20 protein-coding genes are annotated in these 21,692 nt (G+C 68.7%); 11 read left to right on the top strand and 9 right to left on the bottom strand.

Annotated features, from left to right (window positions below):
• Window positions 1-32: 32 nt before the first annotated feature.
• Window positions 33-464 carry a metallopeptidase family protein gene (locus KIH73_RS00530; protein WP_219079565.1) on the bottom strand — a complete coding sequence of 144 codons (432 nt, stop codon included), beginning with the start codon at window positions 462-464 and terminating at the stop codon, window positions 33-35.
• Between the two features lie 86 nt (window positions 465-550).
• On the opposite strand from KIH73_RS00530, the gene KIH73_RS00525 reads away from it, so the two are divergent.
• Both KIH73_RS00525 and KIH73_RS00520 read left to right on the top strand, forming a co-directional pair.
• Complete coding sequence (locus tag KIH73_RS00525) at window positions 551-1,366, top strand: HAD-IIB family hydrolase (RefSeq protein ID WP_219079564.1); 816 nt, start codon at window positions 551-553, stop codon at window positions 1,364-1,366.
• 31 nt (window positions 1,367-1,397) lie between these two features.
• Window positions 1,398-2,168 (top strand): ComF family protein, encoded by a 771-nt coding sequence (locus tag KIH73_RS00520; protein ID WP_219079563.1) that lies wholly within the window; start codon window positions 1,398-1,400, stop codon window positions 2,166-2,168.
• Between the two features lie 116 nt (window positions 2,169-2,284).
• Here KIH73_RS00520 and KIH73_RS00515 read toward each other — a convergent pair whose 3' ends face one another.
• From KIH73_RS00515 to glgB, 3 genes are read right to left on the bottom strand one after another with little or no spacing between them, the layout of a single operon-like run.
• Window positions 2,285-3,409 (bottom strand): sensor histidine kinase, encoded by a 1,125-nt coding sequence (locus tag KIH73_RS00515; protein WP_420830201.1) that lies wholly within the window; start codon window positions 3,407-3,409, stop codon window positions 2,285-2,287.
• Window positions 3,406-4,131, bottom strand: a complete 726-nt coding sequence (locus KIH73_RS00510; RefSeq protein WP_219079562.1) for a response regulator transcription factor — start codon at window positions 4,129-4,131, stop codon at window positions 3,406-3,408. Before KIH73_RS00510 ends, KIH73_RS00515 begins: the two co-directional genes overlap by 4 nt.
• A 15-nt stretch (window positions 4,132-4,146) precedes the next feature.
• The gene (gene glgB, locus KIH73_RS00505; protein WP_219079561.1) at window positions 4,147-6,393 is read right to left on the bottom strand and encodes a 1,4-alpha-glucan branching protein GlgB; all 2,247 of its coding nucleotides are present in this window, start codon (window positions 6,391-6,393) and stop codon (window positions 4,147-4,149) included.
• A 126-nt stretch (window positions 6,394-6,519) separates the two neighbouring features.
• Here glgB and KIH73_RS00500 point away from each other — a divergent pair, with 126 nt between their 5' ends.
• Window positions 6,520-7,116: a CarD family transcriptional regulator gene (locus tag KIH73_RS00500; protein ID WP_219079560.1), complete on the top strand. Its 597-nt coding sequence runs from the start codon at window positions 6,520-6,522 to the stop codon at window positions 7,114-7,116.
• Between the two features lie 16 nt (window positions 7,117-7,132).
• Complete coding sequence (gene ispF / locus KIH73_RS00495; protein WP_219079719.1) at window positions 7,133-7,606, top strand: 2-C-methyl-D-erythritol 2,4-cyclodiphosphate synthase; 474 nt, start codon at window positions 7,133-7,135, stop codon at window positions 7,604-7,606.
• A gap of 105 nt (window positions 7,607-7,711) precedes the next feature.
• Here the strand turns inward: ispF and KIH73_RS00490 are convergent, their stop codons facing one another.
• The 3 genes from KIH73_RS00490 to KIH73_RS00480 form a co-directional block, all read right to left on the bottom strand.
• On the bottom strand, window positions 7,712-8,548 hold the full coding sequence (locus tag KIH73_RS00490; protein ID WP_219079559.1) for a metal ABC transporter permease: 837 nt from the start codon (window positions 8,546-8,548) through the stop codon (window positions 7,712-7,714).
• Entirely contained in the window at window positions 8,545-9,420 is an 876-nt protein-coding gene (locus tag KIH73_RS00485) for a metal ABC transporter ATP-binding protein (protein ID WP_219079558.1), read from the bottom strand. Before KIH73_RS00485 ends, KIH73_RS00490 begins: the two co-directional genes overlap by 4 nt.
• Before the next feature lie 385 nt (window positions 9,421-9,805).
• Entirely contained in the window at window positions 9,806-10,846 is a 1,041-nt protein-coding gene (locus KIH73_RS00480) for a metal ABC transporter solute-binding protein, Zn/Mn family (protein WP_219079557.1), read from the bottom strand.
• 120 nt (window positions 10,847-10,966) lie between these two features.
• Between KIH73_RS00480 and KIH73_RS00475 the strand changes: the two genes are divergently transcribed.
• Both KIH73_RS00475 and rpsA read left to right on the top strand, forming a co-directional pair.
• On the top strand, window positions 10,967-11,845 hold the full coding sequence (locus tag KIH73_RS00475) for a bifunctional methylenetetrahydrofolate dehydrogenase/methenyltetrahydrofolate cyclohydrolase (protein ID WP_219079556.1): 879 nt from the start codon (window positions 10,967-10,969) through the stop codon (window positions 11,843-11,845).
• A 145-nt stretch (window positions 11,846-11,990) separates the two neighbouring features.
• Window positions 11,991-13,466 carry a 30S ribosomal protein S1 gene (gene rpsA / locus KIH73_RS00470; protein ID WP_219079555.1) on the top strand — a complete coding sequence of 492 codons (1,476 nt, stop codon included), beginning with the start codon at window positions 11,991-11,993 and terminating at the stop codon, window positions 13,464-13,466.
• Between the two features lie 389 nt (window positions 13,467-13,855).
• Here rpsA and KIH73_RS00465 read toward each other — a convergent pair whose 3' ends face one another.
• Entirely contained in the window at window positions 13,856-14,518 is a 663-nt protein-coding gene (locus KIH73_RS00465) for a TetR/AcrR family transcriptional regulator (protein ID WP_219079554.1), read from the bottom strand.
• Between the two features lie 181 nt (window positions 14,519-14,699).
• Between KIH73_RS00465 and KIH73_RS00460 the strand changes: the two genes are divergently transcribed.
• From KIH73_RS00460 to pyk, 5 genes are all read left to right on the top strand, one after another.
• Window positions 14,700-15,221 (top strand): NAD(P)H-dependent oxidoreductase, encoded by a 522-nt coding sequence (locus tag KIH73_RS00460; protein WP_219079553.1) that lies wholly within the window; start codon window positions 14,700-14,702, stop codon window positions 15,219-15,221.
• Between the two features lie 84 nt (window positions 15,222-15,305).
• On the top strand, window positions 15,306-15,971 hold the full coding sequence (gene coaE / locus KIH73_RS00455) for a dephospho-CoA kinase (RefSeq protein ID WP_219079717.1): 666 nt from the start codon (window positions 15,306-15,308) through the stop codon (window positions 15,969-15,971).
• Between the two features lie 34 nt (window positions 15,972-16,005).
• Entirely contained in the window at window positions 16,006-18,117 is a 2,112-nt protein-coding gene (gene uvrB / locus KIH73_RS00450) for an excinuclease ABC subunit UvrB (protein ID WP_219079552.1), read from the top strand.
• Window positions 18,118-18,178: 61 nt separating this feature from the next.
• Window positions 18,179-19,162, top strand: a complete 984-nt coding sequence (locus KIH73_RS00445; RefSeq protein ID WP_219079551.1) for a TerC family protein — start codon at window positions 18,179-18,181, stop codon at window positions 19,160-19,162.
• Window positions 19,163-19,327: 165 nt separating this feature from the next.
• On the top strand, window positions 19,328-20,770 hold the full coding sequence (pyk, locus tag KIH73_RS00440) for a pyruvate kinase (RefSeq protein ID WP_219079550.1): 1,443 nt from the start codon (window positions 19,328-19,330) through the stop codon (window positions 20,768-20,770).
• A 107-nt stretch (window positions 20,771-20,877) separates the two neighbouring features.
• Here pyk and KIH73_RS00435 read toward each other — a convergent pair whose 3' ends face one another.
• A complete protein-coding gene (locus KIH73_RS00435; RefSeq protein WP_219079549.1) occupies window positions 20,878-21,483 on the bottom strand; it encodes an NUDIX domain-containing protein in 606 nt (201 codons plus the stop codon).
• Window positions 21,484-21,692 lie beyond the last annotated feature (209 nt).

The raw sequence follows: 21,692 nt of genomic DNA, 5'->3' as shown, positions 1-21,692 counted from the left end.
ACCGTGCCGATTTACGCCGGCGCGGCCGGCGGTCACAGCCCCCAGTCGGGGTCGATCTCCTCGGGCCGCCGGCCGTACAGCTCGGCGATGCGGCCGACCAGCTCGTCGCGGATCGCGAGCTGCAGTTCGGTGCGCCCGCGGACATGAGACTGGATCGGCAGACGGTAGAGCACCACGCGCGCGGGGATGCCGTGCGAGGCCGTGAAGCACCGCGAGGTCATCATGTCTCGCGGCTCCTCCCACGGCGCCGGGTCCGAGGGCGGCACGTCCTCCACGGCGAACTGCACGGGCCGGATCAGCTCGGGCCACGCGCCGTTCAGCCGGCGGATCTGAGCGGCGACCATGTCGTCGAACAGACCGCTGCGGGTGCGGTACCGGGGCATCCTGGTGCCGAACGTCGGCGTCCTGACGCCCCGTCCGTGGCGGTTCCGATAGACTCTGGCATCCCATGGTGGTTGAAGCATGCCTCCACCTTATGCCAAGGCTGGGGCATTGCGCTACGATACTGGTATCGACATGGAGGCCGATTCGGCATGCGGAAGGAGGCGGCATGTGCCCGATTGCCGTGCACGGCTGGGACGAGCTGGATATGGACGCCGCGTGCGCGACGATGCGTGCGGTGGCCTTCGACCTCGACGGCACGCTGGCCCGCTCCCGCAAGCCGATGGACGCCGCGATGACCGAGCGCTTCGCCGCGCTGACCAGGCTGCTGCCGGTGGCCGTCGTGACCGGCGGGCGGTACGAGCTCGTAGTCAGCCAGGTGCTCGCCGTGCTCGGCGGCGACGCCGACCTGTCCAACCTGCATCTCATGCCCACCCGCGGCACCCGGTACTACCGGTGGCGGGACGGGGACTGGCGGTGCGAGTACTCCTTCGACCTGAGCGACGCCGACCGTGCGCGCGCGATGGACTCGCTGGAACGCCACGCGCGGGATCAGGGCGTGTGGTACGAGCGGGTGTGGGGCGAACGCATCGAGGACCGCGGCAGCCAGCTGACCTTCTCCGCGCTCGGCCAGCAGGCGCCGGTGGAGCTGCGCGAGCGGTGGGACCCGGACAACGAGAAGAAGAACCGGCTCGCCGCCGCCGTCGCCGCCGACGTGCCGGAGCTGCTGGTGCAGCCCGGCGGCACCACCAGCGTCGACATCTCGCTGCGCGGCTACGACAAGGCGTATGCGATGCGCCGCCTCGCCGCGATCCTGGGCATCGGGGTCGGGCAGATCATGTTCGTCGGCGACCGCATGACCCCCGCCGGCAACGACTATCCCGCCGCGCGGGCCGGCGCCATCGCCGTGCGCGTCTCCGGCCCGGAGGACACGCTGCGGCTGTGCGACGCGATCATCCAGCGTCTGTCCAGACGGGGCGCGTAGCCTGCCGGGCATGACGACGTTGTGGGCGGCGATGCGCGACGTGGCGCTGCCGCGGGGCTGCGCCGGGTGCGATGCGCCCGATGCGGTGCTGTGCCCGGCATGCCGCGCGCTGTTCGCCGGAGCCGTCGCCTTCCCGGCGCCGCGGACGGCGATGGGGGAGGGCTTCGCCTGCGCGTCGTACCGTGGCGCCGTGCGCCGCGCCGTGCTTGGGTGGAAGGACCACGGCGACGAGGAATGCGATGGCGTGTTCGCCGAACTGCTCGGCGCGCTGGCCGTCGGGGTGCTGGACCGGCATGCCGTATCCGCCACGGGCGCGGGGCCGTATGCGTCGCCTGCGGGCCGTGTCGGGGATCCGGTGGCGCGCCGTGCGGCAGAGCGCGGTCCGCGGTCGGACCGGGGTCGGTCGCCGCTGCTGGTCGTGCCGGCGCCGTCGTCGGCCTCCTCGATGCGCCGCCGCGGACGCTGGCATATGCGGCCGCTGGCCCGCGCGGTGGCGCGGCGGCTGCGTGATTACGGGACGCCCGCGGTCATGGCGCCGGCGCTGCGTTCGGTCCATGTGCGCGGCCGGTCGGTCGAGACGGCGACCGCCGCGGAGCGCGCCGCCCGGGTGGGCGGGCGCGTCGCCGTCCGCCCCGGTATGGCGTTGCGGGGCCGGGACGTGGTGGTGGTCGACGACATCGTGACCACCGGCGCGACCGTGCGCCAGTGCTGCGCGGCGCTGGCCCGTGCGGGCGCACGGGTCGTCACCTGCCTGGCGCTGGCCCGCACGCCGGAACCCGGGCGTGATTCGTCGTCGGCATAGGGGAGCGGCGGCGGGTGCATGGGTCGTCGGTCCCCGACCGGGAACGTGCCGCGCCGCCCGCCGCGTTCGCCGGTTTCGGTCCATGGTGTCGGTTCCGGTTTAGGCGTCGGCCCGGTCTAGGCGTCGGCGGCGCCGCGGCTCGTCCGCGGGGAGTGCGCGTCCTCTGCGGCGATGTGGTACTTCGGCAGCGTGATCTCGAAGTTCGTGCCGCGGTCGTCGTCGACCACGCGCACCGAGCCGCCGTGCAGCTGGGCTGCCCACCGGGCGATCGACAGCCCCAGACCGGTGCCGCCCGATTCGGTGCCCGGCCCGGTCTTGCCCTTGACGAAGCGGCGGAAGATGTCGGAGCGCGCCTCGACGGGGATCTGCGACCCGAAGTTCACGACGTTGGTCACCACGGTGCCGAAGTCGAGGTTCTCGTGCGCCTCGATCAGCACGTCGGTGCCGTCGGCCGAATGCTTGAGCGCGTTGGCGATGATGTTGGTGAACAGCTGGCGCAGGCGGTTCTCGTCGCCCTCCATCTCGATGTCGCCGTCCACCTGCACGGTGATGGTGTGGGCGTGGCCGCCGTCGGCGATCTCCAGCGGCTCGACGGTCTCGTCGATGAACTCGGCGAAGTTGAAGCGTTCGATCTGCAGGCTGGCGGCGCCGGCCTCCATGCGCGAGGAGTCGAGCAGGAAGGTGATGAGGTCGGTGAGCCGCCTGGTCTGGCTGAGGATGCTCTCCAGGTTGGCCGGCGTGGGGTCGACCACGCCGTCGGCCATGTTCTCCACCATGGCCTGCAGCGCGGAGACCGGGGTGCGCAGCTCGTGGCTGACGTTGGCGATCATGTCCCGGCGCTGCTGGTCGGCGTGCTGCAGCTCCTCGGCCATCTCGTTGAACGAGCGGACGAGCTGGCCGACCTCGTCGTTGCTGGTCGTGCCGGTGTGCACGCGCACGGTGTAGTCGCCGTCGGCCATGGCCTCGGCGGCGTCGCGGATCTGCCGCAACGGCGAGATCAGGCCATGGGAGAATCCATAGGTGATGCCCAGCGCCACGATCAGGGTGAGCGGCATGGCGATCCACCCGCTCCAGTCGAATTTGAGCAGAAACCACGCCATGACGAACGCGATCGCCGTGGCGAGCGTGATGATGACCCCGAGCTCGAGCTTCAGCGACGACAGCAGGCCGATGGGTCGTTCCGCGTCGAGAACGGCCCTGAGCCTGCGGCGCCTGGGTCTGTTGGCGGGGGCGCGCATCATGACCGGGCCGGCGGCTCGAACGCGTAGCCGACGCCGTGCACGGTGCGGATCATCTCGGAGCCGAGCTTGTGGCGCAGCGCCTTGACGTGGGAGTCCACGGTGCGGGTGCCGGAGGCGTCGACCCAGTCCCAGACCTCCTCGAGCAGCTTCTCGCGGGTGAGCACCGACTTCGGTTTGCGGGCCAGCGTGGCCAGCAGGTCGAACTCGGTGGGGGTCAGATGCACCTCGTTGCCGTTCATCGTGACGATGCGCTGCGCCGGATCGATCACCAGCGAGCCGAAGTCGAGGATCTTCTCGTTCTCCGAGTTCTTGGCGATGACCTTGGCGCGCTCGACGCGGCGCAGCAGCGCCTTGCAGCGCGCGATCAGCTCGCGCATCGAGAACGGCTTGGTCATGTAGTCGTCCGCGCCGGCCCCCAGGCCGATGACCTTGTCGGCCTCGTCGTCGCGGGCGGTGAGGATCAGCACGGGGACGGGCCTGTCGGCCACGATGCGCTTGGTGGCCTCAAGCCCGTCCATCACAGGCAGCATGATGTCCATGATCACCAGATCCGGCTTGAGCTGCGACGCGGCCTGCACCGCGCTCGCGCCGTCGGACGCCACGCGCGCCGTCCAGCCTTCGGCCGTGATGCGCTGGGCGATGGCCGTGGCGAGCGTGGGCTCGTCCTCGACCACCAGCACGGTACGCGGGGTCTTCTGTTGCCTTGTTGCCGTGTTGAGCATGGGTGAATCCGCCTTTCAGTCCTCCGGTACCAAGAATACAGCGCCCAGCGCCGGAATCGTGAGTTTCGCGGACCAATCGCGGGAATGGTACTCCCCGGCAACGGCCTCGACCGTGCCGTTGTGGATGTCGGAGCCGCCGTACTTGGCGTCGTCGGTGGTCAGCGCCTCGCGCCAGCGGCCGCCCTTGGGCAGCGGCACCTGGTAGTCCTGCCAGGCGCTGCCGGAGAAGTTCACCACCACGACCATCTGCTCGCCGCCCTTGCCCACGCGCATGAAGCTCAGCGTGTTGTGGTCGGCGTCGTCGCTGGTCAGCCACTGGAAGCCAGCCGGGTCGAAGTCCTGGCTCCACAGGGCGGGGGAGGCCTTGTACAGCGCGTTCAGGTCGGCGACCAGACGCTGCACGCCGCGGTGCTCCTCCCAGTTCAGGCAGTCCCAGTCGACGGAGGTGTTGTGGTTCCACTCGCCGTACTGGGCCAGCTCGTTGCCCATGAAGGTGAGGTTCTTGCCCGGGTGCGCCCACTGGTAGGCGAACAGGGCGCGCACGCCGGCGTAGCGCTGCCAGTCGTCGCCCGGCATCTTGCCGAACAGCGAGCCCTTGCCGTACACGACCTCGTCGTGGCTGATCGGCAGCACGTAGTGCTCCGAATAGGCGTACACCATCGAGAAGGTGATCTCGCCGTGGTGCCACTTGCGGTTGATCGGCGCCTCGTGCAGGTACTGGAGCGTGTCGTGCATCCAGCCCATGTTCCACTTCAGGCCGAAGCCGAGGCCGCCGGCGTCGGTCGGGGCGGTGATGCCCGGGTAGGCGGTGGACTCCTCGGCGATCATCATGATGCCGGGGTTGTTCTTGTACGCGGTGGCGCAGGCCTCCTTGAGGAAGTCGATGGCCTCGAGGTTCTCCCGGCCGCCGTAGATGTTCGGATGCCACTGCCCGGGCTCGCGGCTGTAGTCGAGGTACAGCATCGAGGAGACGGCGTCCACGCGCAGCGCGTCGATGTGGTACTCGTCCAGCCAGAAGCAGGCGTTGGCGACGAGGAAGTTGCGCACCTCGCGGCGTCCGAAGTTGAACACGTAGGTGCCCCAGTCCGGATGCTCGCCGCGGGTCGGGTCCGGATCCTCGTACAGCGGCGTGCCGTCGAAGCGGCCGAGCGCGAAGCCGTCCTTCGGGAAGTGGGCGGGCACCCAGTCCATGATCACGCCGATGCCGGCCTGGTGCAGCCGGTCGACGAGGTACTTGAAGTCGTCGGGGCCGCCCTGGCGGGAGTCGATCGCGTAGTAGCCGGTGACCTGGTAGCCCCAGGAGCCGGCGAACGGGTGCTCGGCCAGCGGCATGAACTCCACATGGGTGAAGCCCTCCTGCCTGACATAGTCGACGAGCTCGTCGGCCAGTCCTCGGTAGTCCAGCCCCTGGCGCCAGCTGCCGGCGTGCACCTCGTAGATGCTGACCGGTCCGTTGTGCGGGTCGGTGGCGCGGCGCCTGTCCATCCATGCCCCGTCCTGCCACTCGTGGGTGGACTCCACCACGATGGAGCCGGTGCGCGGCGGCACCTCGTGCGAGCGCTCCATCGGGTCGGCCTTCATCACCCACTCGCCGTTGGCGTTGAGGATCTGGTACTTGTAGATCTCGCCGGCCTGCACGCCCGGGACGAAGATCTCCCAGACGCCGGAGGAGCCGAGCTCGCGCATGGCGTGGCGGCGGCCGTCCCAGGCGTTGAAGTCGCCGACCACGCGCACGGCGTGCGCGTTCGGCGCCCAGACGGCGAACGCGGTGCCGACCACCTGCTCGCCGGGGGTGCCGTCGGCGCCGCCCATCGGGTCGTCGAAGCGCATCACATGGGCGCCGAGGGCCTCCCACAGGCGCTCGTGGCGGCCCTCGCCGAACAGGTAGGTGTCCATGTCGCCGATGGTGGGCAGGTAGCGGTAGGGGTCGTCCTCGACGATCGCGGGGCCGTCCTCGTAGGCGGTGCGGATGCGGTAGTCGGGGACGGCGTGGGCGCCGTCGCGCCCGGCGGCGGGGACGACGGCCCTGAACACGCCGTTGTATTCATGGGTGGCCTCGTATTCGCCGCCCTGGGTGATGATGGCGACGGTCTTGGCAAGCGGGCGCAGCACGCGGATCGTCACGCAGTCCTCATGCTCGCCGATGCCGAGATGCCCGCCCAGAACCTCGTGGGGATTGTAGAACTCGGCGTTGCTCACCGAATCCAACACCCCCTGGTTGACGGGAACGGCCACAATATCTTCATTGATGTTTTTTACCATGCCAACAGTGTAAGCGCAGATGGCCGGATATTTGAGGATGTGTCGCGAAAATTGTCCGGATTGCGGCAGGTCCACCCCATACGGCACAATGGTTCGAGTTTTTGCGTACGTTCTCACGGAGGATTCATGGCTTATAAAGTCGGCGATATGGTCGTCTATCCGCGTCACGGAGCAGCCAGGGTGGAGGCCGTCACCGAACGGACCGTCCGTGGCGTCACCCGCGAATACCTGCAGCTGTCGGTGCTCTCGTCCGACGGGCTGGTGATCAACGTGCCGGTGGACAACGTGGAGAAGGTGGGGGTCCGCGACATCGTCGACGCCAACGAGGTGGCGAAGGTCTTCGAGATCCTGCGCACGCCGATCGTCGAGAAGGAGATGAACTGGTCGCGCCGCTACAAGCTGAACGTCGAGAAGATCGCGACCGGCGACGTGAACAAGATCGCCGAGGTCGTGCGCGACCTGGCGCAGCGCGACGTCGACGAGCACGGCCTGTCGGCGGGCGAGAAGCGCATGCTGACCCGCGCCCGCAGCATCCTGACCTCCGAAATCGCGCTGTCCGAGAAGCTCGACGAGGACGAGGCGCAGCGTCTGCTGGACGTGAACCTCGGCTACGAGGAGCCGCGCCCGGGCGACGAGAAGCACCACACCGAGGCCCCCGCCGAGCCTGCGCACGCCACGTTGGCCCGCATCGAGGCCGAGGGCAAGAAGTCGAAGAAGAAGTAGCGTGGAGCTGCCCGCCATCCGCATCGGCCAGGGTTTCGACGCGCACCGCTTCGCCGCTCCGGGATCGGATCGGCCGCTGCGTCTGGCCTGCCTGGCGTGGGAGGGCGTCGGCATCGAGGGCGATTCGGACGGTGATGTGGCCGCCCACGCGCTGATCGATGCGCTGATGTCCGCGGCCGGACTGGGCGACATCGGCTCGCTGTTCGGCGTCGGCGCCGCGTCGCAGGGAGCCGGCATGCAGGGGGACACGATGCTGCGGCGCACCGTGGCGCATCTGGCCGACCACGGCGCCGTGCCCGTGAGCGCCAGCGTGGTGGTCGTCGGCAACCGCCCGAAGATCGGGCCTCGGCGCCGGGAGGCCGCGGAGGCGCTGAGCCGGGCCGTCGGCTGCCCGGTCTCGCTGACGGCGACGACCACGGACCGCATGGGGTTCACCGGTTCCGGAGAGGGGATCGCGGCCATCGCCAACGCGTTGGTCCGCATGGTCTGAACGTCGGCATACGGCGGTCGTATGCCCGCCTGCGGCAGAGGGAATGGATTTGTACCATCCGACGGGCGGGCGTCAGTGACCGCCCGTCAGGCATCCGGTCGCGTCTCAGCGCGCCCGCAGCGCGGCGACACCCTTGGCGACGGCCCAGAACAGCGTGGAGAGCGTGACGATGATGAAGCTCGGGGGAGCGGGGAACATCGCGGAGAGCACCAGGCCGCCCCAGATGGCCACGAGGCACAGCACGCTGGAGGTCAGCATCGCGCGGAACGGCGAGCCGGCGATGATGTTGGCCGTGGCCGCCGGGGTGATGACCAGCGCGAAGATCAGCAGCGTGCCCACGGCCGGCACCGCGATCGTGACGACCCCGGCCATGATCGCCATGAACGCGATGTTCATCGCCCCGATGGGCACGCCCTTGGCCTGGGCGACCTGCTCGTCCAGTGAGCTGAACAGCAGCGGGCGGTAGATGACCGCGAGCACGGCCAGCAGGATCACGTCGAACACGGCGAACCCGATGAGCTGGCCGGTCGAGATGGTCAGGATCGAGCCGAACAGGATCGACTGCAGCTGCTGGGACGCGGAGCTCGACAGCCGCGCGAAGAACAGGCCCAGGCCGGTGGCGAAGGCCAGCACCGTGCCGGTGGCGATCTCGCGCTGCGAGGCGCGCTTGCCCAGCGCGCCGATGATCAGCGCACCGCCGAGCGCGAAGACGCCCAGGCCCGCCGACACCGGCAGTCCCAGCAGCGCCGCGCCGGTCGCGCCCGGCAGCCCGATGTGCGCCAGCGCGTGGGCGGCGAACGTCGAGCGGCGGGCGATGGTGAAGTACCCCATGACGCCGGCCGCCACCGCGATGGCCAGCCCGGCGAGGAACGCGTTGGTCATGAACGGGGCGGACAGCGTGGCCGGCCAGTTCGGGTCGAACGAGAATCGGATGCCGCTCATCGCGCGCCTCCCTGATGACGATGGAAACCGGAGATCTCGGTGGGCGTGTGCGTGTCCTGCCCGGGGACGTCGCCGTCCGGGCCGGGGGTGACGAACATGTCGCCCTGGGGCGTGGTGACCACGCGCACGCTGGTGCCGTACAGATGGGTGAGCAGGTCGGAGTCGAGGACCTCGTCGAGCGCCGCGTAGTGCGGGTGGCCGTCGAGCAGGTAGACCGCGCCCGTCAGGATGGGCAGCAGCATGTTCAGGTCGTGGGCCACGACCTGGATGGACATGCCCAGCTCGCGGTTGAGCTTGGCCAGCACCTGCACGGTGGCGCGCTGGCTGGCCAGGTCGAGGTTCGCCAGCGGCTCGTCGAGCATGAGCAGCAGCGGGTCGGCCACCAGCGCCTGGGCGATGGCCACGCGCTGGCGCATGCCGCCGGACAGCTCGGACAGGCGGCTGCGTGCGCGGTCGGCGATGCCGACGAACGCCATGGCCTCGCGGGCCTTGTCGCGCTCGGCGCGGGTCGTCGGGTGGATGCCGAACCGCGTGCCGGTCAGCCCCAGCAGCACCGACTGCTCGGCGGTCAGGTTCGAGTCGACGTCCGAGGTGTAGCTCTGCGGCACGTAGCCGATGCGCCGGTTCATCTCGCCGGCCGGGCGGCCGAGCACCCGCACCGTGCCCTCGGACAGGGGGACCAGGCCGAGCTCGGCCTTCATCATCGTGGTCTTGCCGGTGCCGTTGGTGCCGACGATGGCCGTGACCGAGCCGGCGGGGATGTCGAACGTGCCGTTGCGCCAGATGACGCGGTCGCCGCGTTTCACCGAGGCGTTGCGGAACGCGATGCACGGCTCCGCGGCCCGGGCGTCCGGCGTGTGCTGATGCTGCATGGGATCGGGTCCTTCCGACTGCGAGGTGTCGCCGAACAGTATTGCAAATGAGGCTGACAATCATTCTCAATTAGAGGGATGCCGGCGGAGGGGCCGCTGGAGGGGATTGTCTCGGATCGCCCGGCGGGAGAATCGCCGATGGTAAGGTGCCCGACGGGAAGGGAAGCCGAAGGGAAAGCGACCGACGGGCGGAAATCCGATGAAAGGGAAGCCGACGGAGGGGAAGCCGGCAGGAGGAATGCCGACGGAAAGGAAGACGAAGGAAAGGAAGACGAAGGAAGACGCTGGTTGGGGGCCGTCAACGGGAGAGCCGTCGACGAAGGAATCATCGGCCATTCGTTCGATCGACCGGCGCGACGGAAGGCCGCGCCCGACGCCGCCGTCCTCAGGCGGCCGGGTCGCTCTGGCCCTCGTTCGACGGCGCGGTCGTGCCGTCCCCGGTCGTCGCGCCGTCCCCGTCCCCGGTCGTCGCGTCGCCCGACGTGGCGTCGTCCGCCGTCTCGTCCGTGGCGAACAGCGCGTCGATCGATTTGACCAGCGAGGCGATCCACGCGGTCAGGTCCGCGCAGTCCTCGGGCATCTGCTCGCTGACGTCGAGCACCGGGACCCCGGCGCGCCCGGCGGTGCCGGTGATCATGTTGGTCGTGTCGCCGGCCTGCTGGGTGTTGTTGACGAGCATGTCCACGCCGCGCGACTCGAGCAGCTCCTGGAACTCCTGCAGATCGGCGGGCGCGGGCTCGCCCTCGTTCGCGGCGGCCTGCGCATACCCCTGGGGGGTGAGGTCCTCGAACCCGAGGTCCGACATGAGGTAGTACGCCACCGCCTCGGTGGCCGCGTAGGTCGCGTCGGGGTGGGCGGCTGAGAAGTCGTCCATGGCCTGCTCGACCTCGGCCTCCTGCTCCTTCCAGGCGGCCAGGCGGCTCTCGAACTCCTCTCGCTTGTCGGGGCGCGCCTTGGAGAACGCCTCGGCGAGCTCGGTGGCCATGCCGTTGCGGGCGTCCTTGGAGAACCACAGATGCGGGTTGTCGCCGGTCATCGCGCCGACGGTCTCCGCCGCGGAGACCGACGCGGCGTCGCCGGTGAGGCTCGCGGTGGCCCACGCGTCGTAGCCGGCGCCGTTGGAGACGACGACCTCGGCCTGCTGCAGCGCCGCCACGTCGGCGGTCTGCGGCTCGAAGTCGTGGGCGTCCACGGCCGTGGTGTTCACGATCGAGGTGACCTGCACGTCCTCGCCGCCGATCTGCTCGGCGAGCGAGCCCCACTGGTTGACGGAGGCGACCACGACGATCGGCTCCGAGGCCTGCTCGACCGGGTCGTCCTGAGGCTCCCGCGCGTCGTCCGGGCCGCACGCGCCCGCCCCCAGCGCCAGGCCGAGCGCGGCGACGCACGCGACGATCCTGCCGAACCGATGTTCCGCGACGTTCATAGCCAACCGCCTTCCTCACGTTGCCCTGCGGTCCTGCTACAACTTGATGGACCGATGCGGCATGCATCCACGATAACCTACGATGCATAGTAGCGGACGACGACCATAAGGAGAGTTCACATGCCCACCAAACTCGACGGCAAGCTCGTGTCGGCGGCGATCAAGGCCGACCTGGCCAGGCGTGTGGCGGCGCTGCGCGGCCGCGGCGTCACCCCCGGCCTGGGCACCCTGCTGGTGGGCGAGGACCCCGGTTCGGTGCGCTACGTCGCCGGCAAGCACACCGACTGCGCCGAGGTGGGCATCCGCTCCATCCGCTGCGACCTGCCGGCGCAGGCCACCCAGGACCGGATCGTCGAAGCCGTCGAGTCGCTGAACGCCGATCCGGCGTGCACGGGGTTCATCGTCCAGCTGCCGCTGCCCGACGGCGTGGACGCCAACGCCGTGATCGACCGGATCGACCCGGCCAAGGACGCGGACGGCATGCACCCCTACAACCTGGGCGAGCTCGTGCTGCACGTCGGAGGAGCCATCGACACGCCGCTGCCGTGCACGCCGCGCGGCGTGCTGGCGCTGCTCGACCACTACGGCATCGACCTGGCGGGCCGGCACGTGTGCGTGCTTGGCCGCGGCATCACGATCGGGCGCACCATCGGCCTGCTGCTGACCCGCCGCGGCGTCGACGCCACGGTGACCCTGTGCCACACCGGCACCCCGGACGTGGCCGAGCAGATCTGCCGGGCCGACGTGGTCGTGGCCGCCGTGGGGTCGGCCGGCTTCGTGCGCCCCGAGTTCGTCAAGCCGGGCGCGGTGCTGGTCGACGTCGGCGTCTCCCGGGTCTGGGACGAGGCCGCCGGGCGCTACCGCATCAAGGGCGACGTCAGCCCGGAGTGCTACGGGCTGTCCTCGGCGTACACGCCGAACCCGGGCGGCGTGGGGCCGATGACCCGCGCCATGCTGCTGGCGAACGTCGTCGAGATGGCCGAGCGGAGGGCCGCCTGAATATTTCGGGCGTGTCGTTTTTCGTCGGATCGGCCGTGTTGACCACGGTTTCTAGTATCGTTGCACCATGTGTGTGCCGTATCGGCATGCGCGCATAACTGAAGAACGATATTATCCACCCATCTAGTTACAGAAACCACAGTTAATGGCACAGAACAACAGCGAAGTCACCAAGGTCGCGATCAACGACATCGGCACCGAGGAGGACTTCATCAAGGCAGTCGATTCCACCATCAAGAACTTCGACGATGGTGATCTGGTCGAGGGTACCGTCGTCAAGGTCGATCGCGACGAGGTTCTGCTCGACATCGGCTACAAGACCGAGGGCGTCATTCCCTCCCGCGAGCTTTCCATCAAGAAGGACGTCGATCCGGACGAGGTCGTCGAAGTCGGCGACACCATCGAGGCCCTTGTCGTCACCAAGGAGGACAAGGAAGGCCGTCTGATCCTGTCCAAGAAGCGTGCCCAGTACGAGCGCGCCTGGGGCGACATCGAGAAGATCAAGGAGGCCGACGGCGTCGTCGAGGGCACCGTCATCGAAGCCGTCAAGGGCGGCCTCATCGTCGACATCGGCCTTCGTGGCTTCCTGCCGGCGTCGCTGGTCGAGATGCGTCGCGTGCGCGACCTGTCCCCGTACATCGGCCAGAAGATCAAGGCCAAGATCCTCGAGCTCGACAAGAACCGCAACAACGTGGTCCTGTCCCGCCGCCAGTACCTCGAGGAGACCCAGTCCGAGGTGCGCGAGACCTTCCTCTCGCAGCTCAAGAAGGGCCAGATCCGCGAGGGCGTGGTGTCCTCCATCGTCAACTTCGGCGCGTTCGTCGACCTGGGCGGCGTGGACGGCCTGATCCACGTCTCCGAGCTGTCCTGGAAGCACATCGACCACCCGTCCGAGGTCGTCAAGGTCGGCGACAAGGTCACCGTCGAGGTGCTCGACGTCGATCTGGACCGCGAGCGCATCTCGCTGTCGCTCAAGGCGACCCAGGAGGATCCGTGGCAGCGCTTCGCCCGCACCCACGTCCCCGGCCAGATCGTCAAGGGCAAGGTCACCAAGATCGTCCAGTTCGGCGTGTTCATCTCCGTCGAGGACGGCATCGAGGGCCTGGTCCACATCTCCGAGCTGGCCAACCGCCACGTCGAGAACCCGGAGACCGTGGTCAAGCCGGGCGAGATCGTGTTCGTCAAGGTGATCGACGTCGACCTGGATCGCCGCCGCATCTCCCTGTCCCTCAAGCAGGCCAACGACTCCGTCGACCCGGCCTCCGAGGACTTCGATCCGGCGCTGTACGGCATGCCGGCCGAGTACGACGAGCAGGGCAACTACAAGTACCCCGAGGGCTTCGACCCGGAGACCAACGAGTGGATCGCCGGCTTCGAGAAGCAGCGCGAGGAGTGGGAGTCGCAGTACGCGGCCGCCCACGACCTGTGGGAGGAGCACAAGGAGTTCGTGGCCAAGGAGATCGAGCACGCGGCCGAGTCCGCCGCCGCCGATGGCCAGGGCTCCCGTCAGGAGCGTGTCGAGGAGGTCTCGAACTACTCGTCCGAGTCCACCTCCACCGGCACCCTCGCCGATTCCGATCAGCTCGCCGCCCTGCGCGACCAGCTGCTCGGCAAGAAGTGAGCCGATAGCTGACTGAACGGACCCCCGACCGCTTTGGTCGGGGGTCTTTTTGTCGTCTGTGACCGGGACCCGATGGCCGGATGGCCGGCCTGGGGGGCGGGGTAGCGGTCCGGTGCGGAGTGGCGGAATGCCTGGCATGGGGGCGCCGGTGGGGTGTCCGGTGCGGGGCTCCGCGGACTTCGGGGTATAAGCTGCGCCGATCGGCCGCAATCCGCCATTGCCCGCGGACCATCATGCGAAGTCTGCGACCGCCTTCGGCGTGTCGCGGTGTCGGTCGTCCGCCCCGCGCGGACCCGTCGCCGCAGGCCGGCCGAATCTTGCGGCGTCGCCCCGTGGGCCGATGAATCGGGTGGTCCATGCGCCCCGGGACTTGTGTCGTCGGCCCCTCGTCAGACCTCGCCCGCTCGGCGCTCCGGGGCGTAGTGGGCGATCATCGCGCGGATGAATTCGGCGACGTTGTCCCGGAAATCGATGGCCGGCGGGACGATGCCCGCCCGCTGCAGCGCGTCCTCGACCAAGGGGTTCCATCGCCCCAGGCCGTCGATGCCGACCGCATGGTAGTGGACCGCGAGGAACAGGTCGTAGGCCCGCTCGGCGTCGATGCCGAGCAGCCCGCGCAGCGTGGCGGCGAAGCGGTCCGTCCACCCGTAGTAGCGCGTCTTGAACGCGGCGAGCCGGTCCACCGACACGTTGGTCTCGATGATCGAGGGCAGGATGTCGCAGTAGCGCAGGTAGTCGCGGTGCGCGGCGATGATGCCGGTCCACACCTGCGCGATCGTGTCCGGCCCGTATCCGCACCCCGTCGGGAACGCCGCGTCGAGCGCGTCGAAGTACGCCCCCATCGCGTCGGCGCACAGCTCCAGGAAGACCTCCTCCTTGCTCGTCACGTACTTGTAGAGGTTCGCGCGCGTCCAGGACAGCCGTTCGGCGATCGTCGACAGCGTGATCTCGTGGTAGGGGCGCGTGGCGAACAGGTCGCGCGCGGCGGCCTTGATCTCGCCCATGCGCTCCCGCTTGTGTTCGGCGCTGCGCGCCCGGACGAAATCCGCCATCCCCGTCCTCTCCTTCGCTGGTGCGGCGCGGCGCCCGCCGCCGCCCGCCATTCGTCGTGACGCTGACGATTATAGCGGTCGACAGCGTTGACAGGAAACACAACGAGTTATATCATCTTTTTAGGTTACAGAGTGTAACTAAAATCATCGTGGCGACGCAGGTCGCCGAAGGAGGACGACAATGACGACACTGGTGCTGGCCTTCCACCCGCATCTGCATGACGGCTCGCGCGTCAACGCGCGACTGGTCGCCGAGGCGCAGGGGCTCGACGGCGTCACCGTGCGCGACGAGTACGCGCTGTACCCCGACTTCGACATTGACGTCAAGGCCGAGCAGGAGGCGCTGCTCGCCGCCGACCGCGTGGTGTGGCAGTTCCCGTTCTACTGGTACAGCACCCCCGCCCTGCTCAAGCAGTGGGAGGACGTGGTGCTCGAGCACGGCTGGGCCTACGGCGCCGGCGGCGACAGGCTGCACGGCAAGGAGCTGATGGTGGCCGTCAGCGTCGGCGGTCCGATCGAGAAGTACCGCCACGACGGCGAGTTCGGCGTCACCGGCCCCGAGCTGCTCAAGCCGCTGGAGACCACCGCCCGGCACATCGGCATGACCTGGCTCAGGCCGTTCGCGATCCACGGCGCGCTGAACCTGAGCGACGCCGAGCTGGAATCCGCCGCCGCCGAGTACGCCGCGCGCCTGACCGCCTAGGCGGCCGCGCCGCGGCGCATCCGGATCCGAATCGCCGAATCGTGCATCCCCGCATCGGGATGTACGATTTTTTGCGTGGAACGCATCATACGGATCGGCCTGACTGGCGGAATCGCCGCCGGCAAGAGCACGGTGGCGGGCCATCTGCGCGAGTCGGGCGTCGCCGTCGTCGACTACGACGAGCTGGCCCGCCGCGTCGTCGAACCCGGCGGGGAGGGGCTGCGGCGCATCGCCGCGGAGTTCGGCCCCGGCTGCATCGGGGCCGACGGCCGGCTCGACCGCGCCTGGATGGCCGAGCGCGTCTTCGGCCCCGACGCCGCGCCGGATGCGCGCGAGCGGCTCGACGCCATCGAGCATCCGCTGATCTACGCCGAGGCGGCGCGCGCCGAGCGCGGGCTGGTCGCGGTGGGGTGCGGGGGGGTCGTCGTGCACGACGTGCCGCTGCTGGCGGAGGTGCTGGGCGACATGCCGTTCGCCTTCGACCACATCGTCACGGTGGAGGCGCCCGAGCGCACGCGCGTCGAACGCATGATGGCCACCCGGGGCATGACGCGCGGGCAGGCCGAGGGCCGCATCCGCCACCAGTCGACGCGCGCCGAGCGCGAGGCCGTGGCCGACGCCGTCGTCGATTCGACGCGGCCGATGGAACAAATGTTCGAATCTATTGATACACTGGTCGCACGCTGGCGGGGCGAGGCGGAGCGGGCGCGGCAGGCCGGTCCCGCCGCCGCGTGGCGGCCGCGGGCGTGATCCGGTCGCGGCGTCGAACTACGAGAGGCAGGGCATGGGATTCAACATCGAGCGCAGCAACAGGCCGTTCGTGGTCAAATCGCCGTACAAGCCGTCCGGCGACCAGCCGCAGGCCATCGAGGAGCTGGCCACGCGCATCGAGAACGGCGAGAACGACGTCGTGCTCATGGGCGCCACCGGCACCGGCAAGACGGCGACGACGGCGTGGCTGATCGAGCGCCTGCAGCGCCCGACGCTGATCATCGAGCCGAACAAGACGCTGGCGGCGCAGCTGTGCGCCGAGTTCCGCGAGCTGATGCCGGACAACGCGGTGAGCTACTTCGTGAGCTACTACGACTACTACCAGCCCGAGGCGTACATCCCGCAGACCGACACGTACATCGAGAAGGACTCGAACATCAACGACGACGTGGAGCGCCTGCGCCACGCGGCCACCGCGAACCTGCTCACGCGGCGCGACTGCGTGGTCGTGGCCACGGTCTCGTGCATCTACGGCCTGGGCACGCCGGAGGAGTACGCCGGGCGCATGCTCTTCCTCAAGGAGGGGCAGCAGCTCGACCGCGACACGCTGCTGCGCACCTTCGTCGACATGCAGTACAAGCGCAACGACATCGCCTTCACCCGCGGCACGTTCCGCGTGCGCGGCGACACGGTCGAGATCATCCCCGTGTACGAGGAGCTGGCCGTGCGCATCGAGTTCTTCGGCGACGAGATCGACAGGATCTCCACGCTGCACCCGTTGACCGGCGACGTCATCGAGCATGTCGCCGAAACCCACATCTTCCCGGCCTCGCACTACGTGGCCGGCCCGGAGCGCATGGAGCGGGCGATCAAGCAGATCCGCCAGGAACTGGACGAGCGCGTGGCCGAGCTGCGCCGGCAGAACAAGGAGCTGGAGGCCCAGCGCCTGACCATGCGCACCAACTACGACCTGGAGATGCTCGCGCAGATCGGCACCTGCTCCGGCGTGGAGAACTACTCGCGGCATTTCGACGGCCGCGACCCCGGCACGCCGCCGCACACGCTGCTGGACTTCTTCCCGGACGACTTCCTGCTGGTGATCGACGAGTCGCACGTCACCGTCCCGCAGATCGGCGCGATGTACGAGGGCGACGCGAGCCGCAAGCGCACGCTGGTCGAATACGGGTTCCGCCTGCCCAGCGCGATGGACAACCGCCCGCTCAAATGGCCGGAGTTCCTCGACCGCGTCGGCCAGACCGTGTACCTGTCCGCGACCCCGGGCGACTACGAGCTCGGCCTGTCCGACGGCGTGGTCGAGCAGATCATCCGCCCGACCGGCCTGGTCGATCCCAGGATCGAGGTCAGGCCGGTCGAGGGGCAGGTCGACGACCTGCTCGCCGAGATCAAGGACCGCGTGGCGCGCAACGAGCGCACGCTGGTGACCACACTCACCAAGAAGATGGCCGAGGACCTGACCGACTACCTGCTCGAACGCGGCATCAAGGTCGAGTACCTGCACTCCGACGTCGACACGCTGCGGCGTGTCGAGCTGCTGCGCGAGCTGCGCGAGGGCAAGATCGACGTGATCGTCGGCATCAACCTGCTGCGCGAGGGCCTCGACCTGCCCGAGGTCTCCCTGGTCGCCATCCTGGACGCCGACAAGGAGGGCTTCCTCAGGTCGTACCGCTCGCTGATCCAGACCATCGGCCGCGCGGCGCGCAACGTGTCCGGCACGGTCATCATGTACGCCGACGAGATCACCGAGGCGATGCACCTGGCCATCGACGAGACGAACCGCCGCCGCGACAAGCAGATCGCCTACAACACCGAGCACGGCATCGATCCGAAGCCGCTGATCAAGAAGATCAGCGACGTCAACGACATGCTCGCCAAGGAGGACGTCGACACGCAGACCCTGCTGGAGGGCGGCTACCGCAACGCCGGCAAGGCCGGCAACTCGCATCTGGGCGTGCCCGCCATCGGCGACGAGGAGTCGAAGCGCAACCGCGAGGCCCTGCTGCGCGCCGGGCTGCCGGCCCAGGACCTGGCCGAGCTCATCCGCCAGCTCAGCGAGCAGATGCACACGGCGGCCGAGCAGCTGCAGTTCGAGCTCGCGGCCCGCCTGCGCGACGAGATCCGCGACCTGAAGAAGGAGCTGCGGCAGATCACCGAGGCCAAGCGGTAGGGGAGCGCCCGGCGGGCCCGCCGAAGCTCCGGTGTCGATGCCCTGCGTAGGCTGTGGAGGTATGTCCGAAACACCCACAGCATTCATGGTGGCCACGTTCGTCGTGCTCGCCGCGTTCTTCGTCGTCGACCTGTTCGTCATCGGCAGGAAGCCGCATGTCCCCAGCACCGCGGAGTGCGTGCGCCACATCGCGTTCTTCGTCGTGATGGCGCTGGTCTTCGGCGCGCTGATGTGGGCGGTCGCCGGCTCCGGCCCCGCGATCGAGTTCTACTCGGGCTGGCTGACCGAATACAGCCTCAGCGTCGACAACCTGTTCGTGTTCGTCATCATCATGTCGAACTTCGCGGTGCCGAAGATCATGCAGAAGTACGTGCTCAGCGTCGGCATCACCGTCGCGCTGATCCTGCGCGGGTGCTTCATCCTGGTCGGCTCGGCGATCATCACCCGGTTCACCTGGGTGTTCTTCCTGTTCGGCGCGTTCCTGATCGTCACCGCGGTCAAGCTGGTGGCCGGCGGGGACGACGACGAGGAGTACCACGAGAACGGCCTGATCCGCGCGCTGCGCCGGGTGATGCGCATCACCGACGAATACGACGGCACGCATCTGCGCACCGTGAGGGACGGCGTGCCGTTCTGGACGCCGCTGGTGGTCGTGTTCCTCGCCATCGGCACCACCGACGTGCTGTTCGCCTTCGACTCGATCCCGGCGATCTTCGGCCTGACCAAGGACCCGTTCATCGTGTTCACCTCGAACGTGTTCGCGCTGCTCGGCCTGCAGCAGCTGTACTTCCTGCTCGGCGCGCTGCTGGACCGGCTGGTGTATCTGCCGGTCGGGCTGTCGGTCGTGCTGGCGTTCATCGGCGTCAAGCTGATCCTGGAGGCGCTGCACGGCAACACGCTGCCGTTCATCAACGGCGGGCGGCACCTGGACTGGGTGCCCGAGGTGCCCACGTGGCTGTCGCTGGCGGTCATCGTCGTCGCCATCGGCGGCGCCGCGGTCGCCAGCATCGTCCGGACGCGCTCGGTGGAGGGCGCCGCGAAGTGACGTCGCGGGCGCGGCGCGTCCGGCGTGCGCCGCGCCCGGTATTGTGAGCGCTAACAACACACCTGCCCAAAAACTCGCTCCGCCAAGGATTTACTAGTAGACTATCCAGTGGCAACTGGGTCGCAAGATCCGAACAAGTCAACAAGGAATAGGCAGGCACCATACATGCGTAGAGCCAAGATTGTAGATACCATCGGTCCCGCTACCGAGTCCCTCGAGAACCTGACCAAGATCGTCGAGGCCGGTATGGACGTGGCCCGTCTGAACCGTTCGCACGGCACCCCGGAGGACCACCTCCGCGTGTACAACAACGTTCGCGAGGCGGGCAAGGCGACCGGCCGCAACGTCGCGGTCCTCGTCGATCTGCAGGGTCCGAAGATCCGCTGCGGCTGGTTCAAGAAGAACGCCGACGGCGAGGACAAGGTCCAGCTGACCCCGGGCCAGGAGTTCGTCATCACCACCGACGACATCGAGGGCGACGAGCACATCACCTCCACCACGTTCAAGGGCCTGCCGGCCGACTGCCACCCCGGCGATCCGATCCTCATCGACGACGGCAAGGTGCGTCTCGAGGTCACCAAGGTCGAGGGCAACAACGTGTACACCAAGGTCATCGTGGCCGGCCCGGTCTCCAGCCACAAGGGCATCAACCTGCCGGGCGTGGCCGTGAGCCTGCCCGCGCTGACCGAGAAGGACGAGTCCGATCTGCGTTGGGCCATCCAGACCGGTGCCGACATCATCGCCATGTCCTTCGTGCGCTTCGCCTCGGACATCGACCGCGCCCATGAGATCATGGACGAGGAGGGCCGCCGCATCCCGGTCGTCGCCAAGATCGAGAAGCCGCAGGCCGTGGAGAACCTCGAGGAGATCGTCAAGGCGTTCGACGGCATCATGGTCGCCCGCGGCGACATGGCCGTGGAGATGCCGTTCGAGGAGGTCCCGCTGATCACCAAGCGCTGCATCGAGGTCGCCCGCCAGTACGCCAAGCCGGTCATCGTCGCCACCGAGGTGCTCGGCTCCATGGTCCACTCCCCGGTGCCGAGCCGCGCCGAGGCCTCCGACTGCGCCAACGCCGTGCTCGACGGCGCCGACGCCACGATGACCTCGAACGAGACCGCCGTCGGCGAGTACCCTGTCGAGTCCGTCAACACGATGAGCCGCATCTCGGGCTACGCCACCGAGCACGGCTACGACCGCATCCCGCAGCTGAAGAACCTCGACATGTCGAGCACCGGCGCCGTCTCCTCGGCCGCCGTCGACCTGGCCGACAAGCTCAACGCCAAGGCCATCGTCGCCTACACCCAGACCGGCTCCACCGTGCACCGCGTCTCCCGCGAGCGCCCGGCCACCCCGATCTACGGCCTGACCAACAACGAGCACACCTACCACTGGCTGGCTCTGAGCTGGGGCACCGAGGCGTTCCTGCTCGACGAGGACTACCACGACAAGAGCCGCAAGGAGCTCATGGCCTTCACCGACAAGGTCCTCAAGGACGCCGGCAAGGTCGTGGACGGCGACAAGATCGTCGTGCTCAGCTCCGCGCAGGGCGACCACAAGCCGGGCAGCACTGACACGATCTACGTGCACACCGTCGGCGTCGGCGACTGATTCGCCCCTTCGTCCAGGCCCCGTCGCCTGGAGCGATGACATGGCAGTGGCCGGATCTCCGATCAGGGAGGTCCGGCCACTGCCATATCCGTATGCGGCGCCGCCCGCTACGCCTGGTCGTCCTCGACGGCCTTGATGCCGCAGCGGGCCTGCAGCACGGCGATCACGGACTTCGCGTCGATGATCGTGCCGTTGATGACCATCTGGTAGGCGTCGTCGAGCGTGTAGAACCGCACTCGGGGTCGCGGCGTCTCGGGGCCCATGGGCTCGCGCACCGTCGGGGTCAGGCCGGTGGCGTAGAACAACGCGGTGTGCTGGTTGGAGAAGCTCGGCGTGTTGACAAACCGGCAGAACTGGGCCATGCGGCCCGCCTCGAAGCCGGCCTCCTCCCTGAGCTTGCGCTTGGCGACGTCCAGTGGGCGCTCGGAGTGCGAGTTGGCGTGCCCGGCGGGGATCTCCAGCGTCCAGCGGTGGGTGGGCACGCGATACTGCTCGACGAAGGGGATCGTGCCCTCGTCGGTCACGGCGAGCACGCCCACGGTGTCGCCGTTGTTCTCCTGAAGCACATAGCGTTCGAACTGGCCGATGCCGGGCGATTCGAACGACACGCGATCGACGTTGAAATAGTGGCTTTCGACGATCTGCTTGCGTGCGCCCTCGCGTACCGGCGCCGGACGCCACGGATCGAAGGTGCGGTAGTTATCGGTGCTCATGATGCCCTCCTTGGCACAACCTGGTGATCACGACCCATTCTAGGCTTGCAACGGCCGGAAACCGGGTAATCGCCGGTCGAGAACATCGGGTGCCGGCCCCGACGGGCATCGGGGGAGCGGTGCGACCAGGGGTGGCCGGGGAAGGGACGACCCAGGGAGCGGGCGGGGCGTCGCGGCCGACGTCGCCGGCGGGGCGGCGGCATTCCGCA

The organism is Bifidobacterium phasiani (assembly GCF_019331775.1).
GTDB lineage: Bacteria > Actinomycetota > Actinomycetes > Actinomycetales > Bifidobacteriaceae > Bifidobacterium > Bifidobacterium phasiani.
The sequence above is the reverse complement of the archived record's forward strand: the minus strand, read 5'-3'. Positions and strand labels throughout refer to the sequence as shown.